Raw genomic sequence first — 20,248 nt, forward strand, 5'->3', positions numbered from 1 at the left:
GCGCACCGGGCCGGGGGCGGAGGTGGGCGTGCCACGCGAGGGGCCCGGGCGCGGAGGGAGGTGCCGCGCCGCGTGGGCGTGCTAGGCACGGCCGTCAGCGGCCGCTAGGGCGGGGCGCATGGCCCGGCCGCTCAGGATCGCCGTCCAGATGGACGCCATCGAGGGAATCAACGTCGCCGGCGATTCGACCTTCGCCCTCATGCTCGAGGCCGAGGCCCGGGGCCACGCCATCGCCCACTATCTGCCGGGCGACCTCGACTGGGTGGAAGGCCGGGTCGAGGCGACCGTCCGCGACATTAGCGTGCGTCGCCCCGCGGCACCCGGCGAACCCCACTTTCGCTGGCTCGGCCCGCCCCGCCGGGCGGAGCTCGCGCGCGCCTTCGATGTGGTCCTCATGCGGCAGGACCCGCCGTTCGACATGGCCTATGTGACGGCCACCCACCTGCTCGAGCGCGCCGCAACCGAGGGCCTTCTCGTCGTCAATGATCCGGCGTCGGTCAGGAACGCGCCGGAGAAGCTCTTCGTCCTCGCGTTCGCCGACCTCATGCCCCCCACCCTCGTCACCCGCTCGCTCGAGGCCGCGCAGGCGTTCCGCGCCCGCCACGGCGAGGTGGTGGTAAAGCCGCTCTACGGAAATGCCGGCACGGCCGTGTTCCACGTGGCGCGGACGGATGCCAACCTCGCCGCGCTCGTCGAGATGTTCCGCCACGTCTGGCGCGAGCCCTTCATGGTGCAGGCCTTCCTCCCCGAGGTGGCGCAGGGCGACAAGCGCATCATCCTCGTCGACGGCGAGCCGGCGGGCGCCATCAACCGCCTGCCCCGCGACGGCGAGATCCGCTCGAACCTCGCCGCCGGCGGCTCGGCCCACGCCACCACGCTGACACCGCGCGAGAAGGCCATCTGCGACCGGCTGGGGCCGCATCTCAGGGACCTCGGCCTCGTGTTCGTCGGCATCGACGTGATCGGCGGGTGGCTCACCGAGATCAACGTGACCTCGCCGACCGGCATCGTCGCCATGGACGCGTTCAATGGCACCAACACCGCCGGCCGGATCTGGGACGCGATCGAGCGGCGGAGAGCAGCACGATGAAGGTCAGGAATCCGCGGACCGGGGCCTTCGACCATGCCATCGCCCCGCTCGACGGCGCGGCGCTCGCCGCCATTGCCGCCGGGCTGCGCGCGCGCCAGCCGGCGTGGGAGGCGCTGGGCCCCGAGGGCCGGGCCGGCCGCCTCGTCGCGCTCGCCGACGCGATCGAAGCGGGGCGGCCGGCCCTCCAGGCCGCGCTCGAGGCCGACACCGGCCGGCGCGCCCTTTCCGCCCGCGAGATCGACACGGTGACGGCAAGTCTCCGCCGCTGGGCCGCCCGCGCCCCCGCCCTGATCGCAGAAGCAGCCGTCCGCGACCGGCCGGGCGCGATGCCCGGCGTCACCCACAGCGTCTCGCTTGTTCCCTACCCGCTGGTCGGCGTCATCAGCCCGTGGAACTTCCCGCTGCTTCTTGGCCTTGCCGACGCGGTGCCGGCACTGGCCGCGGGCTGCGCCGTACTGGTCAAGCCCTCGGAAGTGACCCCGCGCTTCATCCGCCCGCTGATGGCCGCAGTGGAGGCCGTGGGCGACGTTCCGCTTGCGGTGGTGGAAGGGGATGGCGCAACCGGGGCGGCGCTGGTGCCGCTCGTCGACTTCCTCGCCTTCACCGGCTCGGTTGCGACCGGTCGCAGGGTGGCCGAGGCCGCGGCGCGCGCCTTCGTGCCAGCGAGCCTCGAGCTTGGCGGCAAGGATCCGCTCCTCGTGCTGGCCTCGGCCGACCCGGAGCGGGCGGCCGCCATCGCACTCTCGGCCTCGTGCCGGGCAACCGGCCAGGCCTGCCAGTCGATCGAGAGGATCCTCGTCGCCCGGCCCCTCCTCGAGCCCTTCCTCGCCGCGCTGGTGCCCGCGGCCGAGGCGGTCACGCTCAACTGGCCCGACATCGACTCGGGCGATCTCGGCCCCTTCATCTTCGCGAAGCAGGCGGAGATCGTGGCCGCCCAGATCGCAGACGCCGTGGCGAAGGGCGCGCGGGTGCTGACGGGCGGCCGCATCGAGGACCATGGCGGGCTGTGGCTGCGCCCGACCGTGATCGTCGACGTCACGCCCGACATGGCGGTGTGGCGCGAGGAGACCTTTGGCCCGGTGATGCCGGTGATGCCGTTCGACACCGAGGAGGAGGCAGTCGCGCTCGCCAACGCCGGGGACTATGGCCTCTCGGCCGCGGTGGTGGCCGGCAGCCTTGCCGAGGCCGAGGCGGTGGGCCGGCGGCTCGAGGCGGGTGCGGTCTCGCTCAACGACGGCGCGCTCACCTCGCTCCTCGCCGACGCACCAAAGACGAACTTTCGGCTCTCCGGTCTCGGGCCGTCGCGCGCCGGCGACGAGGGGCTGCTCCGCTTCCTCCGGCGCCGGGTGCTCTACGCGCAGGGCGGCACGCCGCTGCCGCTTGCCGCCTTCAGCGAGGCGCAGCGAACACCCGCCTGAGGACGGCGTCGTAGACGTCGGCGAGCGCCGCGATGTCGGCGAGCGACGCCTGCTCGTCGACCCGGTGCATCGTCTCGCCCGGGAGGCCGAACTCGACCACGGGGCAGAGCCGGCGGATGAACCGCGCGTCCGACGTGCCGCCCGAGGTGGAGAGCGCAGGGCTCACCCCCGTCACTTCCTCGACCGCGTCCTGCACGAGGGTCGAGAAGGGGCCCGGCTCGGTCAGGAAGGCCTCGCCCGAAATGCGCACCTTCACTTCCGCCGCGGGCGCGTGGGTGGCGACCACCTGCTCGATCCAGCCGGCGAGCTCGGCCCCCCGGTGCTGGTCGTTGAAGCGGATGTTGAGCCGGGCGGAAGCCCTGGCGGGGATGAGGTTGGTGGCGGGGTTGCCGACCTCGAGGTCGGTCACCTCGAGGTTCGAGGGCGCGAACCAGGCGCTCCCTTCGTCGAGCCGGCGGGACTGGAGCTCGGCGAGAATCCGCACGAGGCGCCGCACCGGGTTGTCGGCCCGGTCAGGGTAGGCGACATGGCCCTGGGCGCCGAGCACGGTGATCCAGGCGTTGAGGCTGCCGCGGCGGCCGATCTTCACGCAATCGCCCAGGCGGCGGACGGAGGTGGGCTCGCCGACGAGGCAGAAGTCGGGCACGTGGCCGTGCGCTGCCATCCAGTCGAGGAGGCGGTCGGTGCCGAAGGTGGCCGGGCCCTCCTCGTCGCCGGTGACGAGGAAGGATAGCGATCCGGGGCTCCCGCGCGCGACATGGCGGCGGGCGGCCTCGACCATCGCGGCGAGCGCGCCCTTCATGTCGGCAGCGCCGCGGCCGACGAGGACTCCGCCCTCGACATGGCCGGCGAAGGGGTCGACCGACCAGCGCGAAAGGTCCCCCGGCGGGACGACGTCGGTATGGCCGGCAAACGCGAAGTGCGGGGCGCCGTTGCCGAGGCGGGCAAAGAGATTCTCGACCGGCCCGTCGGGGGCCTCGCCGAAGCGGAGGCGGAAGGTCTGGAAGCCGAGCGCGGCAAGCTCGGCCTCGAGGAGCGGGATGGCGCCGGCGTCAGCGGGTGTGACGCTGGGGCAGCGGACGAGGGCGCGGGCAAGCTCGATGACGCTCACCGGTTTGCCCTAGCGCAGGGCAGCAGCGCTGCAAGGCGGAGCGGCGTCGCGGTCAACGCTCGTAGCGCGCAAGGACGTGGCCCTCGGTTTCGGCGGCCGCGCACCATTCGGCCATGAAGGGGTGGGCCATGAGGCGCTGGCGCAGCCCCTCGGCCGCCGGGGACAGGGCGACATCATAGGTGGTGAAGCGGCTGGCGACGGGGGTGAACATGATGTCCGCCGCGCCCCAGTCCGGGCCTGCGAGCCACGGCCCGCCGAAGCGGGCGAGGCCTTCCTCCCACAGCGCCTCGACGCGGCGGACATCGGCCCTGGCATCGGCCGCGAGGGCGAAGCCCGGATACTGCCGGCGCGTGTTCATGGGGCAGAAGCCGCGCAGCGCCTGAAAGCCCGCCTGCATCTCGGCCGCGACCGAGACCGCGAAGGCGCGCGCGGCCGAGTCCGCCGGCCAGAAGCGGGTGCCGCCCGAGAGGCGGTCGAGATGGTCGATGATTCCAAGCGCGTTTCACGACGCCACCGCGCCATCCCAGAGGATGGGGACCTTGCCGCCCGAGGGTGCAAGCTCGGCCCGGCGCCTCGTCTCCTCCCAGTCGGCTTCGTAGAGCGGCAGGAAGATCTCCTCGAAGGGGAGGCCCGACTGCTTCGCAGCGAGCCAGCCGCGCAGCGACCAGGAGGAATAGGCGCGGTTGCCGATGAACAGGCGAAGCGTCATCGCGAAAACCCCGGTCAGGCGGGCGTCAGAGCGCGCCCATCTTCAGGAACTTCTCCCGCCGGGCCTCGCGCAGCGCCGCACGCGGCTGGGCCTCGAGCGCGGCCAGCTCCTCGGCAAGCGCGGTTCTCACCCGGGTCATGGTGAGCGCGTGGTCGCGGTGGGCGCCGCCCACGGGCTCGTAGACGATGCGGTCGATGACGCCGAGCCGCAGCAGGTCGGCAGCCGTCACCTTCATCGCCTCGGCGGCTTCCGGGGCCTTGCTGCCGCGGCCCGCGGGCGTGCGCCAGAGGATCGAGGCGCAGCCTTCGGGCGAGATGACGGAGTAGATGCTGTGCTCCAGCATGAGCACGCGGTTGCCTGCGGCGATGGCGACGGCGCCGCCCGAGCCGCCCTCGCCGACGATGAGGGCAACCAGCGGGACGCCGATGGCAAGGCAGGTCTCGGTGGTCCGGGCGATCGCCTCGGCCTGGCCGCGCTCCTCGGCATCCACGCCGGGGAAGGCGCCCGGCGTGTCGACGAAGGTGATGACGGGCAGGCCGAAACGGTCGGCGAGCTGCATCAGGCGCTGCGCCTTCCGATAGCCCTCGGGCCGGGCCATGCCGAAGTTGTGGCGCAGGCGGCTCTCGGTATCCTCCCCCTTGGCGTGGCCGATGACGACGACGCTCTGGCCCTCGAAGCGGGCGAGCGCGCCGACGATCGCCGGATCCTCGCCATAGAGCCGGTCGCCGGCGAGCGGCATCACCTCGGTGAAGAGGCCTGCGAGATAGTGGGGGATGTGCGGGCGCGCCGGGTGGCGGGCGACGAGCGTCCGCTGCCAGGGGGTGAGGCGCGCATAGAGGTCCTTCAGCTGGCGGGTGGCGCGCTCGCGAAGCTCGGCGGCCTCGGCCGCCCTGCCCTCGCCTTCCGCCCGTGCCGCGCTCGTCTCGAGCGCTGCCACGCCCGCCTCGAATTCGAGATAGGTGCTCACACCGTCATGGCCATGCCGCGATAGATGCGGGCGCGGTAGCGGGAATCCTCGGCGTCGGGAAGCGGTGCGCCAGCGAGCAGGACGGCGCGCGCGAACCGTTTCACTTCCTCCAGATGCTCATCGAGGTTGCGCGGCTCCTCCGAGCGGACCCGGCGGGTCATGCTGATCTGGTTCACTGGCACGTCGTGCACCAGCCGCTCGTTCTCGACCGCGAGCGTGACGGTGAAGGCGTGCAGCGTGGTCTTGAGGAAATTGGCCAGCGCGAAGGCAGGGCCGGGCGTTCCCATGGGCACGTCGGGCGAGCAGATGACAAGCTGGCAGCCGTCGTAGAGCGAGGCCTTGCGCGCCACCCGGAAATGGTGGGTGAGGTTGTCTTCCACCATCTGGCGGAAAGCCTCGGGCTCGAGCGGGTGCTCGGGCTCGAACAGCCGGTCGGGAAGTGGCGCAAAGGGGGTGGAGACGACCGTGGTCGGCCGGCCCCAGCGGGCCAGCGCCTCGTCCATCGCCGCCTCGACCCCGGGCGCGCAGAGGAGGCATTCAAGGCCGCTTCCGGCGAGTTCGCCGAGCTGCCGCTGGAGCGCCTCCACACCCGCCTCGCTCGCGGCGAGGAAGACGACTCGGGCGACATGGCAGTCCTCGAGTAGCTGGCGGGCGGCCTCGGCGAGATAGTCGGTCAGGTGCTCGCCGATGAGCCACACGGTCTTGCCGCGCATCATGTCGAGCCGTTCCTGCTTGGGGCTGCCGAAGAGTTCCCGCTCGGTGGTCGAACGCTCGACCGAAAGCCCGCCAGAAGGCATGAAGGTCTCGCCCGACACCGCCCGGTCGGCAAGGAAGAAGACGGTCGCCTGGGCGACGTCGGCCTCGGTCGGCATGCGGCCGAGGTGGAGCTGGGAGAGGACGCCGGAGCGCACCTTGACTGCCTCGCCCCGGATTCGCTCGGGGGGCAGCCAGGGGACGTCCTCGGGCGGCACGCGCAGGAGCCAGCCCTCGTTGGCCTCGGGCGTGTCGGGCCGGTCGCTCCAGCCCGGCGCATCGAGGAAATAGCCGCCGAGCCGTAGCCGGCCGACGAGCCGGGCTGCGACCTTGGGCGTCAGCAGGTAGCGGTCCCAGGTGCACACGCCGTCGCCTTCGCGGGCGCAGGCAAGGGCGAGGTCGCGAAGCTCGCGCGGCGAGTTCGGGTCATGGCTCAGCTGTGCGGTGTCGTTGCGGGCAAGGCGGGCCAGCACCGCCTCGACGCGCGCGCCGCGCCTGACCGCCTTCACCACCGCGGCGTGGACCGCGTTCAGCCGCTTGTTCTCGAGGATGAGCCGGCCGCGCCGCTCGAACAGGCCCGGCTTGCCGCCCGTGCCCTGCAGCCGGTCGCCATCGACCGGGCCGGGGGCGATGGCGTTGAACTGGATCTCGGGGCCGAGATAGCGGGCGAGGCTCTCGACCATGGCGCGCTGGCCGGCCTTGGAGACGGCATAGTCGGCGCGGTTGGGGTAGGCGACGGCCAGGAACTTCTCCCCCCCGAAATAGCTCGAGACATTGAGCACATAGCCCGAGCCCTGCGCCTTCATGAGCGGCACCACATGGTGCATGAGGACATAGTTGGAGACGAGGTTGGCATCGAGCGTGCGGCGCCAGGCCTCCGGGTCCATGTCGACCACCATCTCCTCGGCGCCGGCGATGCCGGCATTGTTGATGAGATAGTCGATGCGGCCGAAGGCCTTCACCGTCTCGTCGACGGCGCGCTGGAGCGAGTCGAAGTCGGCGACGTCGATGCCGGAGAGCGTGCGCACGCGCCGCTCAACGCCGGCGAAGCCCACGTCCTCGAGCTCGGAGACGATACGCGCACGGGCCACCGCCAGCTCGCTCTCGCGCCGCGCAACCATCATTACCTTGCCGCCGGCGAGCGCGAGCAGCCGCGCGACCTGCCCGCCGATGCCGGCCGAGCCGCCGGTAATCAGGGCGACCTTGCCACGATGGAGGCCGGTGATGTTCTCCGAGAAGCCCGGCATGGCCTTGCGCGCGCCGGTCGCCTCGCCGATCTTCTGCGGCAGGTAGAGCGTCACTTCCTGGATCCGGTTCTCCTTGAGCAGGATCCGCGCCGCGTGCCCGGCGGCGAAGCGCAGGTTCTCCGCCTCGTCGTTCGTGAAGCGGACGATCTGGTTGCCCCACTCGGCCTGGCGGCGGCGGCCATACTTCACGTCGAGCTCGGACTCGTCCCGCCACACCCGGATGAGCTGTTCGAGCCCGGCGCGCAGCAGGTTGGCCACGATGTCGCCCCGGCCGTCGGTCGGGTTGGAGAGGAAGACGAAGCGCGGGTCCTGCACCAGGCTGTCGTGCCGCTTCCAGTAGCGGCTGAGCGTCCGCGCAATCGCGATCGCGCCAAGGAGCTCGACGTCCATGAAGGCAGTCACGTCCTCGTCGCTCGCGTCGACCACGGTGCCGGCAAGCACGCCCGGCCCCCTGGCCGGCATGACGAGCGCGGAGGTGACGGGAAGTGCCTCCGCGGTGAAGTCCTCGAGCGCCTGCTCCATGCCGGGAAGGTCGGTGCGGTTGAAGCGGACGATCGAAAGGCGCTCGGTCGCGCCCTCGGCCCGGGCGCGGGCCTGGGCCAGCGCGACATCGGCCTGGCGCGAGAGGCCGAGGAGCACGTGGGCGCCGGCCGCCACCTTCACCTTCGCGATCTCGAGCGCGTCCTCCCACTGCTCGCCCCCGGCGATGAGCACGGCAAGCCCGGTGCCGTCCATCGAGCGCATGGTCGGTCGGGCGAGCCAGGTCGAGCGGCTTTCCTTGCGCACGGTCATGCCGTGCGTCACCTCGATGTCGTGGCCGTTCAAGGCGGCGCTCGCGTCCGAGCCGAGGAAGACGATGGTGGCCGCCACATCGGCGGGCGTCGGGAAGGCCTTCTCGCCGTCGGTGCGGGAGAGGTCCCGGTTGAGCGACATCATGTCCGAATATTGCTTGGCGGTGGTGCCCGGCGGGTCGCCGCGCATCCGGTCCATTGCGGCGAACACGGTCCGAATGCGGTCGCTCTCGATCGGGCCGGGGTAGACGAGGTTGACGCGGATGCCCTTCGGCCCGAGCTCGAGGCTGAGCTCGCGCGAGAGCGCGTTGAGCGCTGCCTTGGGCACCACATAGGCGGTGCGGCCGAAGTAGGGCGTGCGCGAGAAGATGGTGGAGACGTTGATGATGCTCCCCCCGGCACGCATGTGGGGCGCCGAGGCGCGCGCCATGTTCCAGGCAACGCCCAGGATGTTGCGGATGGCGGCCGGCACCGTCTCGTCGTCGGCAAGCCCCCGGGCCCTGAGGGCCGCAAGCTCGTCTTCGGTGATGGGCACATTCTCGAGCGGCTGCTTCGGCCCGGCCGACCCGGCGTTGTTGACGAGGATGTCGATGCGGCCGAAGCGGGCGACCACCTCGGCAACCCCGGCGCGGACCGAGTCCGGGTCGGCACCGTCGAGGACGACGGTCGCGACCTGCTCGGGGTGAGCGCCGGTTGCCGCCAGCACCGCCTCGCGCGCCGCCTCGATGCGCGAGGGCGTACGCCCCGTCATCACGACGATCGCGCCTTCCTTCAGATACTGGCGGGTGATCTCGCCGCCGATGTTGCCGGCCGCACCCGTCACCACCGCGACCTTTCCGGCCAGCCGGCCGGTGAGCTCGGGCATGGCGCCGGCCTTCCTCGCCGGGCGCCTGCGTGCGGCCGCCATCGTCGTCATCCCCGTCTCCCCGGTGTCAGGCGGACCCGGGCGTCACGCCCGCGGCCCAGAGTTCGAACAGCTCGTCGCGGCTTCTGAGGCCCAGCGCCGGCAGCGCGTGGTTGACGACATAGGTCGCGCCCGAATGGCGGTTCTCCCACATCGCCTGGTGCGCCTGCGGCAGCTCCGCCCACGGCACCACCGTCGGCTCGGTCACCTCGAGGAGGCCGGCCGCGATCATGTCGTTCATGCGGCTGACCTCCCAGGCGTTGCACAGATGCGTGCCGAGGATGGAGGCGGTCGGCATGAGGATCTTCCGCTGGCGGGTCCAGACCTGCGGCGCGTAGAAGGTGAAGCGCCGGCCCGACATGTCCTCGGCGTAGAGCACCCGGCCCAGGAAGGGCTTGACCAGGCTGGTCGAGACGCCGAGGGAATCCTGGTGGGCCCGCTCGAACACGAGGTCGGGGGCGCCGCGGGGGTTGTCGGCCGAGCGGAGGATCCGCCCGACCGCGTTGCCGAAGGGCTTGAGCGTCCGCTCCTGATAGTCGCGCACGCCGGCGCGGAACCGGTCGATATCCGCCTTGGCATCCGGCAGGCGGGGCATGGTCTCGGGCCAGTGGAAGGCGCTGCCGCTGCGACGGGCGATGTCCTCGAGACTGACGAGGCCCTCGACGGCATCCTCGAGGCCGAGCCCGGCGAGGAAGGCGCGCTGGCCTTCGGTTGCGGTGGCGACCACGGTCCTGAGAGAAAAGCGCCTGGCCGCCTCGATCATCTCGAGCCCGGTCTCATCCAGCAGTGCGCCACCGGGCGTGCCGTAGAAGACGAGGAGCGCCTCGCCGCCCCGCGCCTCGGCCCGCCTGAGCATCTCCTCCGGGCTCGCCCGGCCGGGCTTCCCCATGAAGGAGAAGTGATAGCCCGACGACGCGCCGTAGAAGGCGAGCCGGCCCCCTTCGGCGAGCAGCTGGAAGGTGCGGGGGAAAGCGGTCTCGCCGGCGTGGGAGACGGCATAGTCGGCAAGCCGGCCGCCGTTCAGCTCGCGCATCGCGGCAAGGAGCGGTTCGCCGGCGGCCTCCCAGGCTGCCCATTCGGCCGGGTCCTCGGGCACGGGCGTGAAGGCGTCTGCCCAGCGCGGGTCCCGCCGGTTGATGGCGCCGACCGCGCCCTGCCCCGTCACGAAGGCGGCGCGCTCCGCCGAGGAGACGAGGCCGGTCGCGTGGAGGCCGGTGCGAACGGCCGACTTCAGCGCGTCGAGCCCGGTGCCGGTCGCCGAACCCTCGACGAAGATGGTGCGGTCGGGCTGGACCTTGAGCGTGGTGAACAGGCAGCGCACCACCGTGCCGAGGTTCAGCACATAGCTTCCCGCCTGCTCGAGCGTGAGGTCGGCCGGCACCGGGTGGAGCTGCGGCGCCTGCACCTTCAGGAACTGGGCGTGGCTGCCGGTGTCGGTCTCGTAGCCCTGGATCGCGAAGTCGGCGAACATGGGGTCGAGCCCGACCATGGGGGAAAGAAGGTCGTTGGTGCCCGAATAGACGGCGACGAGATCGCCGACCTTGAGCCGCCCTTCCGCGCGCGCTTCGCTGCCCAGCTTCGCGACAAGGCCGATCCCGCCCGAGCCGGTCGTCTGGAAATCCTCCTCGTGGTTGTCGAAGGGGGAGACGGGAATGCCGGTCAGCGCCCAGATGTCGTTGAAGTTGACCTCGGACGTCAGCATGTAGACGAGGGCGTCATTGGGCCCCGGCTCGGGCACGGGGACGACGAGCTCGCGTTCGTGGGTGGCGGGCGGGCCGAAGCGGGGCGCGCCGGTCTCGGGGTCGCGGGCGATGCCGTGGGCAAGCTGGAATGGCGGCACCGGCGTGACACCGGGGAAGAAGGGCGCGCCGACCGGCAGGAGCTTGCCCGCCGCTGCGAGCGCCGCGGCGCGCTCCTGCTGCGCAGCATAGTCGAAGATTCCGTCGCGGCGGACGGGGAGCGGCGGGCTCACCTTCTCGACGAACTGGCGGATGCCCGCCTTGCCGCCCTCGGGGTCGACGATGGCTTGCGCGAAGTGGCGCGCCTCGGCCGCGAGCCCGGCGGCCATCCCCTCGCGCCAGCCGGTGCGAATGGCATCGAGCGCGCGCGCCCCTGCCCTCCCCCGCCCGGCCCAGGCGAGCTGGCGAAGGATGCGGGCGACGTGAGGGTCGGCCTCGGCTTCGGCGAGATCGGCGGTGGTCGCCGGCAGCTCCCAGCGCGCGGTCATCGCCTGCCGCGCGGCAAAGGCCGCCCCGAGCACGCTCGCCTCGCCCTCCGCGAGGAAGGCGCGCACGAGTGCGTGGGCGCGGGAGAGTGCATCGTCGGCTCCCTCCACCACCTCCTCGACGAGGCCCATGGCCAGCGCCGCCTCGGCGTCGATGCTGCGGCCGCCGAGGATGAGCTCGAGCGCGTCGACGAGGCCGGCGGTGCCGCGCCGCTCGGCGAGCAGCCGGGGGAGGCGCTGGGTGCCGCCGTAGCCGGGGAGCAGGCGCAGCCGGATCTCGGGCTGGCCGAAGCGCGCGGTCGGCTCGGCGACGCGGACATGGCAGGCCAGCGCGAACTCCATGCCGCCGCCGAGCGCGACCCCCTGGATCGCGGCGATACAGGGTTTTCCCATCCGCTCGATCCGCGCGAAGGCGAGCTGCGCGGTGTTGGGCAGCACGCGCGCTTCCTCCTCGTCGTGGATTTCCTCCAGCATCTGGCGGATGTCGGCGCCCGCCACGAACGAGGCCGAGCCCTCGCCGGTGAAGACCACGGCGGCCACCGCGTCGTTCCGCGCGAGATGCTCGACGACGATGGCGAGCTCGTCGAGCGCGCGCTCGTTCAATGCGTTGACCGGCGGGTTGGTGACGGTGACGGTTGCGACCGTGCGGCCCGACACCGCGTTGTACTGCACCCGGAAGTAGCGGTGGCGCTCGAAGATCTGCTGCGTGTCGGCAAGCTGCTGGCGGCGCTGCCAGGCGGCGATGGCGGCCCGGAGTTCGTCGAGACTCTCGGGGTTGCGCAGGGTGGAGGCATCGCCGATGTCGCCGCCCTCGACGAGCGCGCGCACCATGCGGCGCATGTACTTGCCCGACCGCGTCTCGGGGAACTGCGAGACCTCGAGGAAGTCCTGGGGCACCGCGACTGCGCCCTTCTCGCTGCGGACGAGCTCGGCAAGGCGCTTCCTGTCCTCGTGGGTGAGCCTCCGGCCCGGTGCGGGCACGACGAAGGCGAGCGGCGTCAGGCCCTTCTCGCGGTGGGGCGCGCCGACGACGAGGACATTGCCCACCGGCGAGCCGGGGTCGAGCGCCTTGTCGCGCAAGATCGCGCCCTCGATCTCCTCGGTGCCCATGCGGTGGCCGGAGACGTTGATGACGTCGTCCGAGCGGCCGTGGAACGAGAAGCTGCCGTCGGGGTGGCGGATGGCGAAGTCGCCCTGGGTGTAGGCGTAGCCGCCGCGCCAGCGCGTCCAGTAGTTCGCCTCCCAGCGCGCCGCATCCCCCTTCCAGCCGGGAGCGACGCGGCCATCCTCGACACGGAAGTTCTCGGCATCGCCCCAGACGGTGCGCGCGAGATAGGGGTAGGGCGCAAGAAGGACGATCTCGCCCTTCTCGCCATCGGCGGCGCGGCGGAAGGGCACGCCGCCCGTGTCCGCGCGGCGGAAAGGAAGCGGCACGCCCGCGCCCTCTGCATCCTCGACGAACACGTCCCCCACCACCCAGGGCAGCGCCCAGCAGTGGGCGTCGGCGCGCAGCGGGAAGTCGGCGTTGCCGAACATGTGGGTAAACGCGATCCCGCCATGCTCGGTCGCCCAGTAGCTGTTGATGTACCAGGGCGTGACTTCGGCCATGGCGAAGGCCTGGACCGCGGGCGAGGTGGGCTCGGCGCAGAAGCTGGCGACGCGCAGGCGCGAGAGGTCGTAGCGGCGAAGGTCGGCAAGGTTCGCCGGGTCGGCCATGATCGACTTGAGAAACGTGACGCCCGCCTTGAAGATGGTGACGCCGTGGCGCTCGATCATCGCCGCGAAGCGGCCGGCGTGGGGGAAGACGGGCGAGCCTTCGGCAACGAGCGTGGTCACCCTCGTCAGGAGTGGCGCGGAGATGAGGTAGCTCTGGCCAGTGATCCAGCCCGGATCGGCGACGACGAAGAGCGTGTCCCCGGGCCGGGCGTCGAAGGCGACCGCCATCGTGTGGGCGATGCCGGCGGTGTAGCCATGGACGTGGACGACGCCCTTGGGCTTCCCCGTCGAGCCCGAGGTATAGATGAAGAAGAGCGGGTAATCGGCATCGACGGGCAACGGCGGCACGCTCGCCCAGATGGCGCGGACGAGATCGCGGTCGGAAAGGGCGAGGAGCTCGGCTTCGGTCGCAACCGAAAAGCCCGCGGCCCGCGCGTTGGCGAGCAGGGTCTCGAGCGCGGCGGCGGTGAGCTCATGGGCCCAGCGGTCGCGGCCCTCGCGCCAGACGAGGTCAGGAACGCCGGCGTGGCGGCAGACGATGACCGCCTCGACCCGGGGCGGGGTTGCGACCAGCGCCGCGGCGGCGGCAATCCGCACCCGGGCGGCCGCCGCGGAGTCGAGCCGGCCTTCCTTCCCCAGCGCAGCAAGCGCGCGGCCGACCCCGCGCATCGCATCCGCCCGCTCGACCGTGACTTCGCCGGCGAGCGTTGCCTCGACCGTCTCGAGCACGCGGTCGCGATGGGCCTCGGCAAGGCCGAGCGCCGGGTCGGCAAGCGCCTTGCCAAGCGTCTCGAGCACCACCGGCACCGGCACGAAATTGTCGAGCGCAGGGTCGGTGTAGGCGGCCTTGAAGGGGACGACCTGGGCGTTCCTGTAGCCGCCGTCGGCAGTGATGACGATGCGCGCGCCAGCGTCGGCGATGCGGTCGGACAGCGTCTTGTCGGAGAAGCCGCCGAAGACGGGCGTGTAGAGGATGCCGAGGCGCTTCGCTGCCTCGGTCCAGAAGATCTGCGCCGGGATGGACGGCATGTTGAGGGCGATCCGGTCGCCGGCGCGAAGCCCGAGCGCCTGGAGCGCGACCGCGCACTTGGCGGTCTCGACGAGGAGCTCGCGGCGCGAGACCGACCAGCAGTCGACCGGCCCGCCCCGGCCGCCATCCAAGGACATGTCCCAGCGGTCGCCCTCGAAGACGAGGGCGGTCTCGGCACCGAAGCCGGCGATCACGTGCCGGTCGACCTCGTTGAAGCCGGCGTTGGTGCGCCCGCCCTCGAACCAGCGGAAGTGTGGCGCTTCATCGGCGTTGAAGGCGCGGCGCCACGGCACCGCATCTGCCGGCAGGTCGGCAACGAGCGGCTCGAGCGTGGCGGCGTCCCAGCCGGTCCAGCGGCCCGAGGCCTCGTCACGCGCGAGCCAGGCGCCGGCCGGCCCCACCTCGGGCCAGAACCAGTGGAGGAGGCGCGCGGCAATCGCGCCGTGAAAGGCCCCCGGGTCGGCAAGGACGGCTGCGCGGGCGCGCTCGAAGGCGGCGCGGGTGCGCAACGGGTTCACCTGCGCCTCCGGCACCGCGGGGCGGAACGGGCGCGGATCGGGCTGGTCGGCCATCAGTTGCTCCCCTTCCGGCCCCGCCGTGCGAATCGGTCATGGCTGTCATGCGTGCGTGGCATCGGCGGCCGATTCCACAAAAGCCGCGCCGCCGGAAGCCTTCCCGCCCGCATTTGCAACGAATGCTGCCTGCGCGATGTGGCGGTGCATCATCGCGCGTGCGGCACGCTCGACGGACCCAGGCTCCGCGGCTAGGCTTGGGTCTCGGGCAAGGAGGCGGAGTCATTGGCGAAGCTGGTGGTGAATGGCGAGACGCGGAGGGTCGACGCCCCAGGGGACATGCCGCTTCTCTGGGTGCTGCGGGACCTGCTTGACCTCAAGGGCGCGAAATATGGCTGCGGGATCGGCCAGTGCGGCGCCTGCACCGTGCTGGTGGACGGCGGGGCAGTCCGAAGCTGCATCACTCCGCTCGAAGCGGTCGCAGGGAGCGAAGTGACGACGATCGAGGGGCTTGGGGGGGACCATCCGCTCCAGAAGGCGTGGATCGCGCTGCAGGTGCCCCAGTGCGGCTACTGCCAGCCGGGGCAGATCATGCAGGCCGCTGCCCTGCTTGCCGAGACGCCGCAGCCGACCGACGCCGAGATCGACACCGCCATGGCCGGGAACCTCTGCCGCTGCGGCACCTATCTTCGCATCCGCGCTGCCATCCGGGCGGCCGCCGGGGCTGCGGCATGACCACCCGCCGGGAGTTCCTTGCCGCGACCGGCGCGCTGGTGGTGGCGCTTGCCGTCCGCCCCGCCTCGGCCGCGCCGGGCGCCGGCTCCGCTCAGCTCACGGCCTTCCTCGAGGTGGCGCCCGACGGGCGCGTCAGGCTCTGGTCCCCCACCACCGAGATGGGCCAGGGCACCCACACGGCGCACGCGCTCCTGGTGGCCGGCGAGCTCGGCGTGCCGCTTGCCGCAGTGACCGTCGAGACCGCCCATCCCGCCGACCCGTTCCGGCGCAACGGGCAGATGTCGTCGGGCGGCAGCTGGGGCGTGCGCGCCTGGGAGGGCCCGCTGCGCCGGGCCGCGGCGCAGGCGCGGGCCGTGCTGCTTGCCGAGGCGGGCGCACGGCACGGCCTCGACCCGGCCGCGCTCGATATCGCCGAGGGCGAGGTCCGGCACGGTACCCGGGTTCTGGGCGGGATCGGCGCCTATGCAGCAGGCGCTGCCGCGCGGCCGCTGCCGGCGGACCCGGTGCTGCGCGCGCGCCACCCGCTCGCCGGCACGGCAGTGGCCCGCCTCGACATTCCGGCGAAGGTCAGGGGCGAGCCGGTCTTCTGTTCCGACATGACGCTGCCGGCCCTCGTCCATGCCTGGGCGCGGCTCGGGCCGATGACCGGTGCCGAGGTCGAGGCGGTCGACGACCGGGCCGCGCGCGCCATTCCCGGCGTCCTCGACGTGGTGCGCCTCCCGACCGGGGCCGCCGTGGTCGCAACGAGCAACTGGGCAGCGATCCGCGGTGCCGAGGCGCTTCGGCTCCGCTTCCGGGCAAACCCCCATGACCGCCTCGACAGCGCCGCCATCTCGAAGGGCATGGCCGCTGCGCTCGGTCGAGCGGAGGCGGCGGCCGCCCCGCGCGCCGACGGCGACTTCGCGGCCGCGCGGGCGGCAGCCGCGCGGGTCATCGAGGCGGACTACGAGGTGCCCTATCTCGCCCATGCGCCGCTCGAGCCCTGGAACTGCATCGTGCGCTTTCATGCCGACGGCAGCCTCGAGGTCTGGGCGCCGACCCAGGCGCAGGATCGCCTCATGGCCGCAATCACGGCGGCCGCGGGCCTTCCGGCGGAAAAGGTGCGCATCCACACCACGCTGCTCGGCGGCGGCTTCGGACGGCGGCTGCGCGACATGGAGGGGATGCGCGATGCCGTGCTCGTGGCGAAGGCGGTGAAGCGCCCGGTCCACTTCCACTGGTCGCGGGAAGAGGAGCTCGGTCAGGGCTGGTTCCGGCCTGCGCAGATGGCACGGATGCAGGCCGCGCTGGCGGAAGACGGCCGGCTGCTCGGCCTTTCCATCCGCACCGCCGGCCCGTCGATGGTGATGGACTTTGCAGCACCCGCCACGCCCATCCCCGAGGGCGGGCTCGATGCCAGCTCGGTGCAGTCGCTCGCCGACACCCGCTACCGCTTCGGGGCCTACCGGCTCGACTATGCGATGGCGCGCTTTCCCGTTCCCACCGCGCCGTGGCGGGCGGTGGGGTCCACCCAGAACGGCTACTTCCTCGAATGCTTCCTCGACGAGGTGGCGAAGGCGGCGGGCGTGGACCCCTGGCGGTTCCGGCGCAGGCTCCTTGCCCATGATGCGCGCGCGCTCCGCGTGCTCGACACCGCAGCGCAGGAGGCCGGCTGGGGAACGCCGCTGCCCCCGGGCCACGCCCGCGGCATCGCCTATGTCGAGAGCTACGGGAGCCTCTGCGCCGAAGTGGTGGAGGCAAGCCTCGAGGAGGGCCTGCCGAAAGTGCACCGGGTGACGGTCGCGCTTGACTGCGGCCGCGTCATCAGCCGCGACGGCACGCTGGCGCAGGTGGAAGGCGGCGTGGTGCAGGGCCTGTCGGCCGCGCTCGGCGAGGCGGTCGAGATTGCCGGCGGTGCGGTCGCCAACCGCAACTTCGATGGCTACCGGCTGCTCAGGATGCCCGATGCGCCCACCCGGATCGACGTGCACCTCATCGAATCTGGCGAGGCGATCGGCGGTGTGGGCGAGCCGCCGCTGCCGCCAGCGGCGCCGGCGCTCGTCAACGCGCTCTTCGCGCTGACCGGCCGGCCCATCCGCCGGCTGCCCATCCTTTCCGCCTAGCGCCAGCGGAGATTGTCGCGGGAGAGCTCGTCGAGGCGGCGCTTGCCCATGAGCTTCATGTCGCGCTCGATCTCGGCCCTGAGCAGGCCGAGCGCGCGCATCACGCCCGCCTCGCCACCGGCGGCGAGGGCATAGAGGTAGAGCCGGCCGCCCGAGCAGGCCCGGGCGCCGACCGAGAGCGCCTTCAGCACATGCGTGCCGCGGCGGATTCCGCCGTCGCAGATCACCTCGATCCGGTCGCCCACGGCATCGACGATCTCGGCAAGCTGGTCGAAGGGCGCGCGCGACCCGTCGAGCTGGCGGCCGCCGTGGTTCGAGACCATGATGGCATCGGCGCCAATGGCGACCGCCCGGCGCGCATCGGCCACGCTCATGATGCCCTTGAGGCAGAAGGGCCCGCCCCAGGCACGGCGGATGGCCTCGGCCTTCGCCCAGTCGAGCGCGGGGTCGAGCATCTTCGTGAAATAGTCGCCGATCCCCATCGCCGTGCGGCTGCCTTCGGCGAGGTGGGTGTCGAGGTTGGGCAGGCGGAAGCGCTCGCGGCCGAAGAAGTCGAACACCCAGCGCGGGCGGGTCGCGTAGGAGAGGAACGAGGCCGGGGTGATGCGCGGGGGGGAGGTGAAGCCGGTCTTCAGGCACCGCTCGCGGTTGCCGCCCACCTGGGTGTCGACGGTGACGGTCAGCGCATCGAAGCCGGCGGCCTTCGCCCGCTCGATGAGGCTGCGGTTCAGGCCCTCGTCCCGGTGGACGTAGAACTGGAACATCTTCGGGGCGCTGACAGTGCGGCCGATCTCCTCGAGGCTGACGGTGGCAAGGCTCGAGATGCCGAAGAAGGTGCCGAAAGCCTCGGCCGCGCGGCCGACGGCGCGCTCGCCCTCATGGTGGAACAGGCGCTGGAGGGCGGTGGGCGAGAGAAAGAGCGGCATGGCGATGCGCTGGCCGAGCACGCGGGTCGAGAGGTCCACCTCGGCCACGCCCCGGAGCACGTCGGGCACCAGATCGCAGGCCTCGAAGGCCGCAGTGTTGCGCGCCTTCGTCACCTCGTCGTCAGCACCGCCGTCGATGTAGTGGAACACGGGCGCGGGCAGCCGCCGGCGGGCGAGCTGCCGGAAATCCTCGACATTGTGGCAGTCGGCGAGCCGGCGCGGCGCGCCGCCGGGCCGGCTCATGCCGTCTGCTGCCGCCAGTGGGCAAGGATGGCGCTGGGGCCCGCGAACCAGCCGCGCGGAGCGAGATGGTCGAGGAGCGCCTCGAAGGCGGCGATCCGGTAGGGCAGGCCGATGATGTAGGGCGTGAGCTCGAGCGCCAGCACCCGGCCGCCCTCGGCGGCGAGACAGTCGGCGGCGTCCACGATCTGCTCGGCATAGCTGTCGACCGACGCCTGGCAGACGTTGAGAATCTGCCGGTCGGAGAGCTCGTGGTTCAGGGCCAGGTTCCACAGCCCATTGGCGAAGCGCCAGGGCTGGTCGTCGTTCACCCAGTCGAGCGTGAAGCCGAACCCGTGCTTCACCAGGATGTCGGGCGTGCGGAAGCTCTGCGAGCGGGCGATTGCATGCCAGCCCTGCGGCCGCTCGCCGAGCGCCGCCCAGCGGGCGACCGTCTCGGCGACGAGCGCTTCCTCGGCCTCGGGCGGGAGGCTGCCGTCGACGGTTCCGTTCATGTCGGTCGAATGGGCGACGATCTCGTGGCCCTCGGCGCGGATGGCGGCAAGGAGCGCCGGCGCCCGCTCGGCAAGCGCCACGTTCATCGCGACCGAGGCCGCGAGGCCCCTCGCGCGGAAGGCATCGAGCAGGCGCCAGATGCCGACCCGGCTGCCATAGTCGCGCGCGGTGAAGTGGCGGTAGTCGGGGAAGGCCGTCTGCATGTGGCCGGGCGCGCGGAACGGCGTGTCCACGGGCGTGAGGGGAAAGAACTCGGCCTTGATCACGGCCATCACTGCAAGCGGCCTGCCCTCGGGCCATTGCACCGGCGGGCGCAGGTGCGCGGCCGACCAGGGGTAGAGATCATGGTCATAGCCGTGGCGGCGGCGCGGATAGGCGAGGTAGGCGGGCCCCAGCGTCATGGCGCCACCTGTGCGCGGAAGGCATCGACGATTTCGCCCGCTGTCGTGATCCAGGCGCGGCCGTCGCGGGCGATGTGGCGCAGCGCGTCGCGGAACGGGCCGATGCGGTGCGGCTGGCCGATGAGGTAGGAATGGAGCGGGATGCACATGACGGTGCCACCCGCCTCGCCTTCGGCGGCAAGGCGCTCGTACTGGCGGATCAGCGTCTCGGCATATTCGCGGGGGCTCATGTTGTAGACGAAGAAGCCGTAGTGGTCGTTCACCTCGAGGCTGTAGGGAATGGCGACGAGCGGGCCGTTCCGGGTCGTGACCCAGGTCGGCTGGTCGTCGTGGTAGAGGTCGCAGGTGTACGCGAGCCCGGCCTCGGCGAGGAGGTCGAGCGTGTTGACCGTGTGGGTCAGGGCAGGTGCGAGCCAGCCGCGGATAGTCTGGCCTGTGGCGGCGCGGACGGTCTCGATCGAATCGCGGATGATGGCCCGCTCCTCGTCCGGCTCCATGTCGTAGGCGTAGCGGGTGTTGTAGATGCCGTGGCTGAAGAATTCCCAGCCGCGCGCAGCGGCGTCGGCCACCACCTCGGGGTGATGCTGGCAGAGCGCGACCGAAAGCGAGACCGAGCCGGGAAAGCCGAACTCCGACATGGCGTCCGCCATGCGCCAGTGGCCCACGCGGTTGGCATAGTCGCGGTGGGAGAACCCCACGACATCCGGGTGGGGGCGGGCCCAGGCGCGGCGCTTCGGGTGGGGCGGCGGGTCGATCTCGTAATATTCAAGGTTGGGGGCGACCCAGACGGCAATCGGCTTGCCGCCGGGCCAGACGAGCTTCGCGCGGTCACGCCAGCCGCGGTAGGGATAGAGGCCCGGATCCTGCATGCGCGGGG

The 20,248-nt window shown here is 72.0% G+C and carries 13 protein-coding genes; 4 read left to right on the top strand and 9 right to left on the bottom strand.

Annotation, left to right across the window (positions count from 1 at the left end; translation table 11 throughout):
• Positions 1–118 precede the first annotated feature (118 nt).
• Together gshB and H3H34_RS07320 are read left to right on the top strand one after the other, a co-directional pair.
• Positions 119–1,090 carry a glutathione synthase gene (gshB, locus tag H3H34_RS07315; RefSeq protein ID WP_194744601.1) on the top strand — a complete coding sequence of 324 codons (972 nt, stop codon included), beginning with the start codon at positions 119–121 and terminating at the stop codon, positions 1,088–1,090.
• A complete protein-coding gene (locus H3H34_RS07320) occupies positions 1,087–2,508 on the top strand; it encodes an aldehyde dehydrogenase family protein (RefSeq protein ID WP_194744602.1) in 1,422 nt (473 codons plus the stop codon). Before gshB ends, H3H34_RS07320 begins: the two co-directional genes overlap by 4 nt.
• On the opposite strand, the gene dapE is transcribed toward H3H34_RS07320, so the two are convergent.
• The 6 genes from dapE to H3H34_RS07345 form a co-directional block, all read right to left on the bottom strand.
• Positions 2,480–3,619: a succinyl-diaminopimelate desuccinylase gene (dapE, locus tag H3H34_RS07325; RefSeq protein ID WP_194744603.1), complete on the bottom strand. Its 1,140-nt coding sequence runs from the start codon at positions 3,617–3,619 to the stop codon at positions 2,480–2,482. The two genes, H3H34_RS07320 and dapE, sit on opposite strands and share 29 nt — an antisense overlap.
• A 52-nt stretch (positions 3,620–3,671) precedes the next feature.
• A complete protein-coding gene (locus tag H3H34_RS13995) occupies positions 3,672–3,977 on the bottom strand; it encodes a glutathione S-transferase C-terminal domain-containing protein (protein ID WP_328831526.1) in 306 nt (101 codons plus the stop codon).
• 144 nt (positions 3,978–4,121) lie between these two features.
• The gene (locus H3H34_RS14000) at positions 4,122–4,328 is read right to left on the bottom strand and encodes a thioredoxin domain-containing protein (RefSeq protein ID WP_328831528.1); all 207 of its coding nucleotides are present in this window, start codon (positions 4,326–4,328) and stop codon (positions 4,122–4,124) included.
• Positions 4,329–4,353: 25 nt separating this feature from the next.
• A complete protein-coding gene (locus H3H34_RS07335; protein WP_194744604.1) occupies positions 4,354–5,295 on the bottom strand; it encodes an acetyl-CoA carboxylase carboxyltransferase subunit alpha in 942 nt (313 codons plus the stop codon).
• Complete coding sequence (locus H3H34_RS07340; RefSeq protein ID WP_235945481.1) at positions 5,292–9,002, bottom strand: SDR family oxidoreductase; 3,711 nt, start codon at positions 9,000–9,002, stop codon at positions 5,292–5,294. The genes H3H34_RS07335 and H3H34_RS07340 overlap by 4 nt, the downstream gene beginning before the upstream one ends.
• Before the next feature lie 16 nt (positions 9,003–9,018).
• Complete coding sequence (locus H3H34_RS07345) at positions 9,019–14,532, bottom strand: AMP-binding protein (RefSeq protein WP_194744605.1); 5,514 nt, start codon at positions 14,530–14,532, stop codon at positions 9,019–9,021.
• Between the two features lie 225 nt (positions 14,533–14,757).
• On the opposite strand from H3H34_RS07345, the gene H3H34_RS07350 reads away from it, so the two are divergent.
• Both H3H34_RS07350 and H3H34_RS07355 read left to right on the top strand, forming a co-directional pair.
• Complete coding sequence (locus H3H34_RS07350; protein WP_194744606.1) at positions 14,758–15,207, top strand: (2Fe-2S)-binding protein; 450 nt, start codon at positions 14,758–14,760, stop codon at positions 15,205–15,207.
• A complete protein-coding gene (locus H3H34_RS07355) occupies positions 15,204–17,309 on the top strand; it encodes a xanthine dehydrogenase family protein molybdopterin-binding subunit (RefSeq protein ID WP_194744607.1) in 2,106 nt (701 codons plus the stop codon). Before H3H34_RS07350 ends, H3H34_RS07355 begins: the two co-directional genes overlap by 4 nt.
• Here the strand turns inward: H3H34_RS07355 and H3H34_RS07360 are convergent.
• From H3H34_RS07360 to H3H34_RS07370, 3 genes are read right to left on the bottom strand one after another with little or no spacing between them, the layout of a single operon-like run.
• On the bottom strand, positions 17,306–18,478 hold the full coding sequence (locus H3H34_RS07360) for an alpha-hydroxy acid oxidase (protein WP_194744608.1): 1,173 nt from the start codon (positions 18,476–18,478) through the stop codon (positions 17,306–17,308). The two genes, H3H34_RS07355 and H3H34_RS07360, sit on opposite strands and share 4 nt — an antisense overlap.
• Positions 18,475–19,371, bottom strand: coding sequence for a polysaccharide deacetylase family protein (locus H3H34_RS07365; protein WP_194744609.1), 897 nt, complete (start codon positions 19,369–19,371; stop codon positions 18,475–18,477). Before H3H34_RS07365 ends, H3H34_RS07360 begins: the two co-directional genes overlap by 4 nt.
• A complete protein-coding gene (locus H3H34_RS07370) occupies positions 19,368–20,240 on the bottom strand; it encodes a polysaccharide deacetylase family protein (RefSeq protein WP_194744610.1) in 873 nt (290 codons plus the stop codon). Before H3H34_RS07370 ends, H3H34_RS07365 begins: the two co-directional genes overlap by 4 nt.
• Positions 20,241–20,248 lie beyond the last annotated feature (8 nt).

Source organism: Thermaurantiacus tibetensis (assembly GCF_015354055.1).
Taxonomy (GTDB): Bacteria; Pseudomonadota; Alphaproteobacteria; order Sphingomonadales; family Sphingomonadaceae; genus Thermaurantiacus; species Thermaurantiacus tibetensis.

What these genes read in the sequence shown, in the direction of transcription:
- gshB (WP_194744601.1), top strand. Translation starts at nt 119, where the DNA reads ATGGCCCGGCCGCTCAGGATCGCCGTCCAGATGGACGCCATCGAGGGA.
- H3H34_RS07320 (WP_194744602.1), top strand. Translation starts at nt 1,087, where the DNA reads ATGAAGGTCAGGAATCCGCGGACCGGGGCCTTCGACCATGCCATCGCC.
- H3H34_RS13995 (WP_328831526.1), bottom strand. Translation starts at nt 3,977, where the DNA reads ATGAACACGCGCCGGCAGTATCCGGGCTTCGCCCTCGCGGCCGATGCC.
- H3H34_RS14000 (WP_328831528.1), bottom strand. Translation starts at nt 4,328, where the DNA reads ATGACGCTTCGCCTGTTCATCGGCAACCGCGCCTATTCCTCCTGGTCG.
- H3H34_RS07340 (WP_235945481.1), bottom strand. Translation starts at nt 9,002, where the DNA reads ATGACGACGATGGCGGCCGCACGCAGGCGCCCGGCGAGGAAGGCCGGC.
- H3H34_RS07345 (WP_194744605.1), bottom strand. Translation starts at nt 14,532, where the DNA reads ATGGCCGACCAGCCCGATCCGCGCCCGTTCCGCCCCGCGGTGCCGGAG.
- H3H34_RS07355 (WP_194744607.1), top strand. Translation starts at nt 15,204, where the DNA reads ATGACCACCCGCCGGGAGTTCCTTGCCGCGACCGGCGCGCTGGTGGTG.
- H3H34_RS07360 (WP_194744608.1), bottom strand. Translation starts at nt 18,478, where the DNA reads ATGAGCCGGCCCGGCGGCGCGCCGCGCCGGCTCGCCGACTGCCACAAT.
- H3H34_RS07365 (WP_194744609.1), bottom strand. Translation starts at nt 19,371, where the DNA reads ATGACGCTGGGGCCCGCCTACCTCGCCTATCCGCGCCGCCGCCACGGC.
- H3H34_RS07370 (WP_194744610.1), bottom strand. Translation starts at nt 20,240, where the DNA reads ATGCAGGATCCGGGCCTCTATCCCTACCGCGGCTGGCGTGACCGCGCG.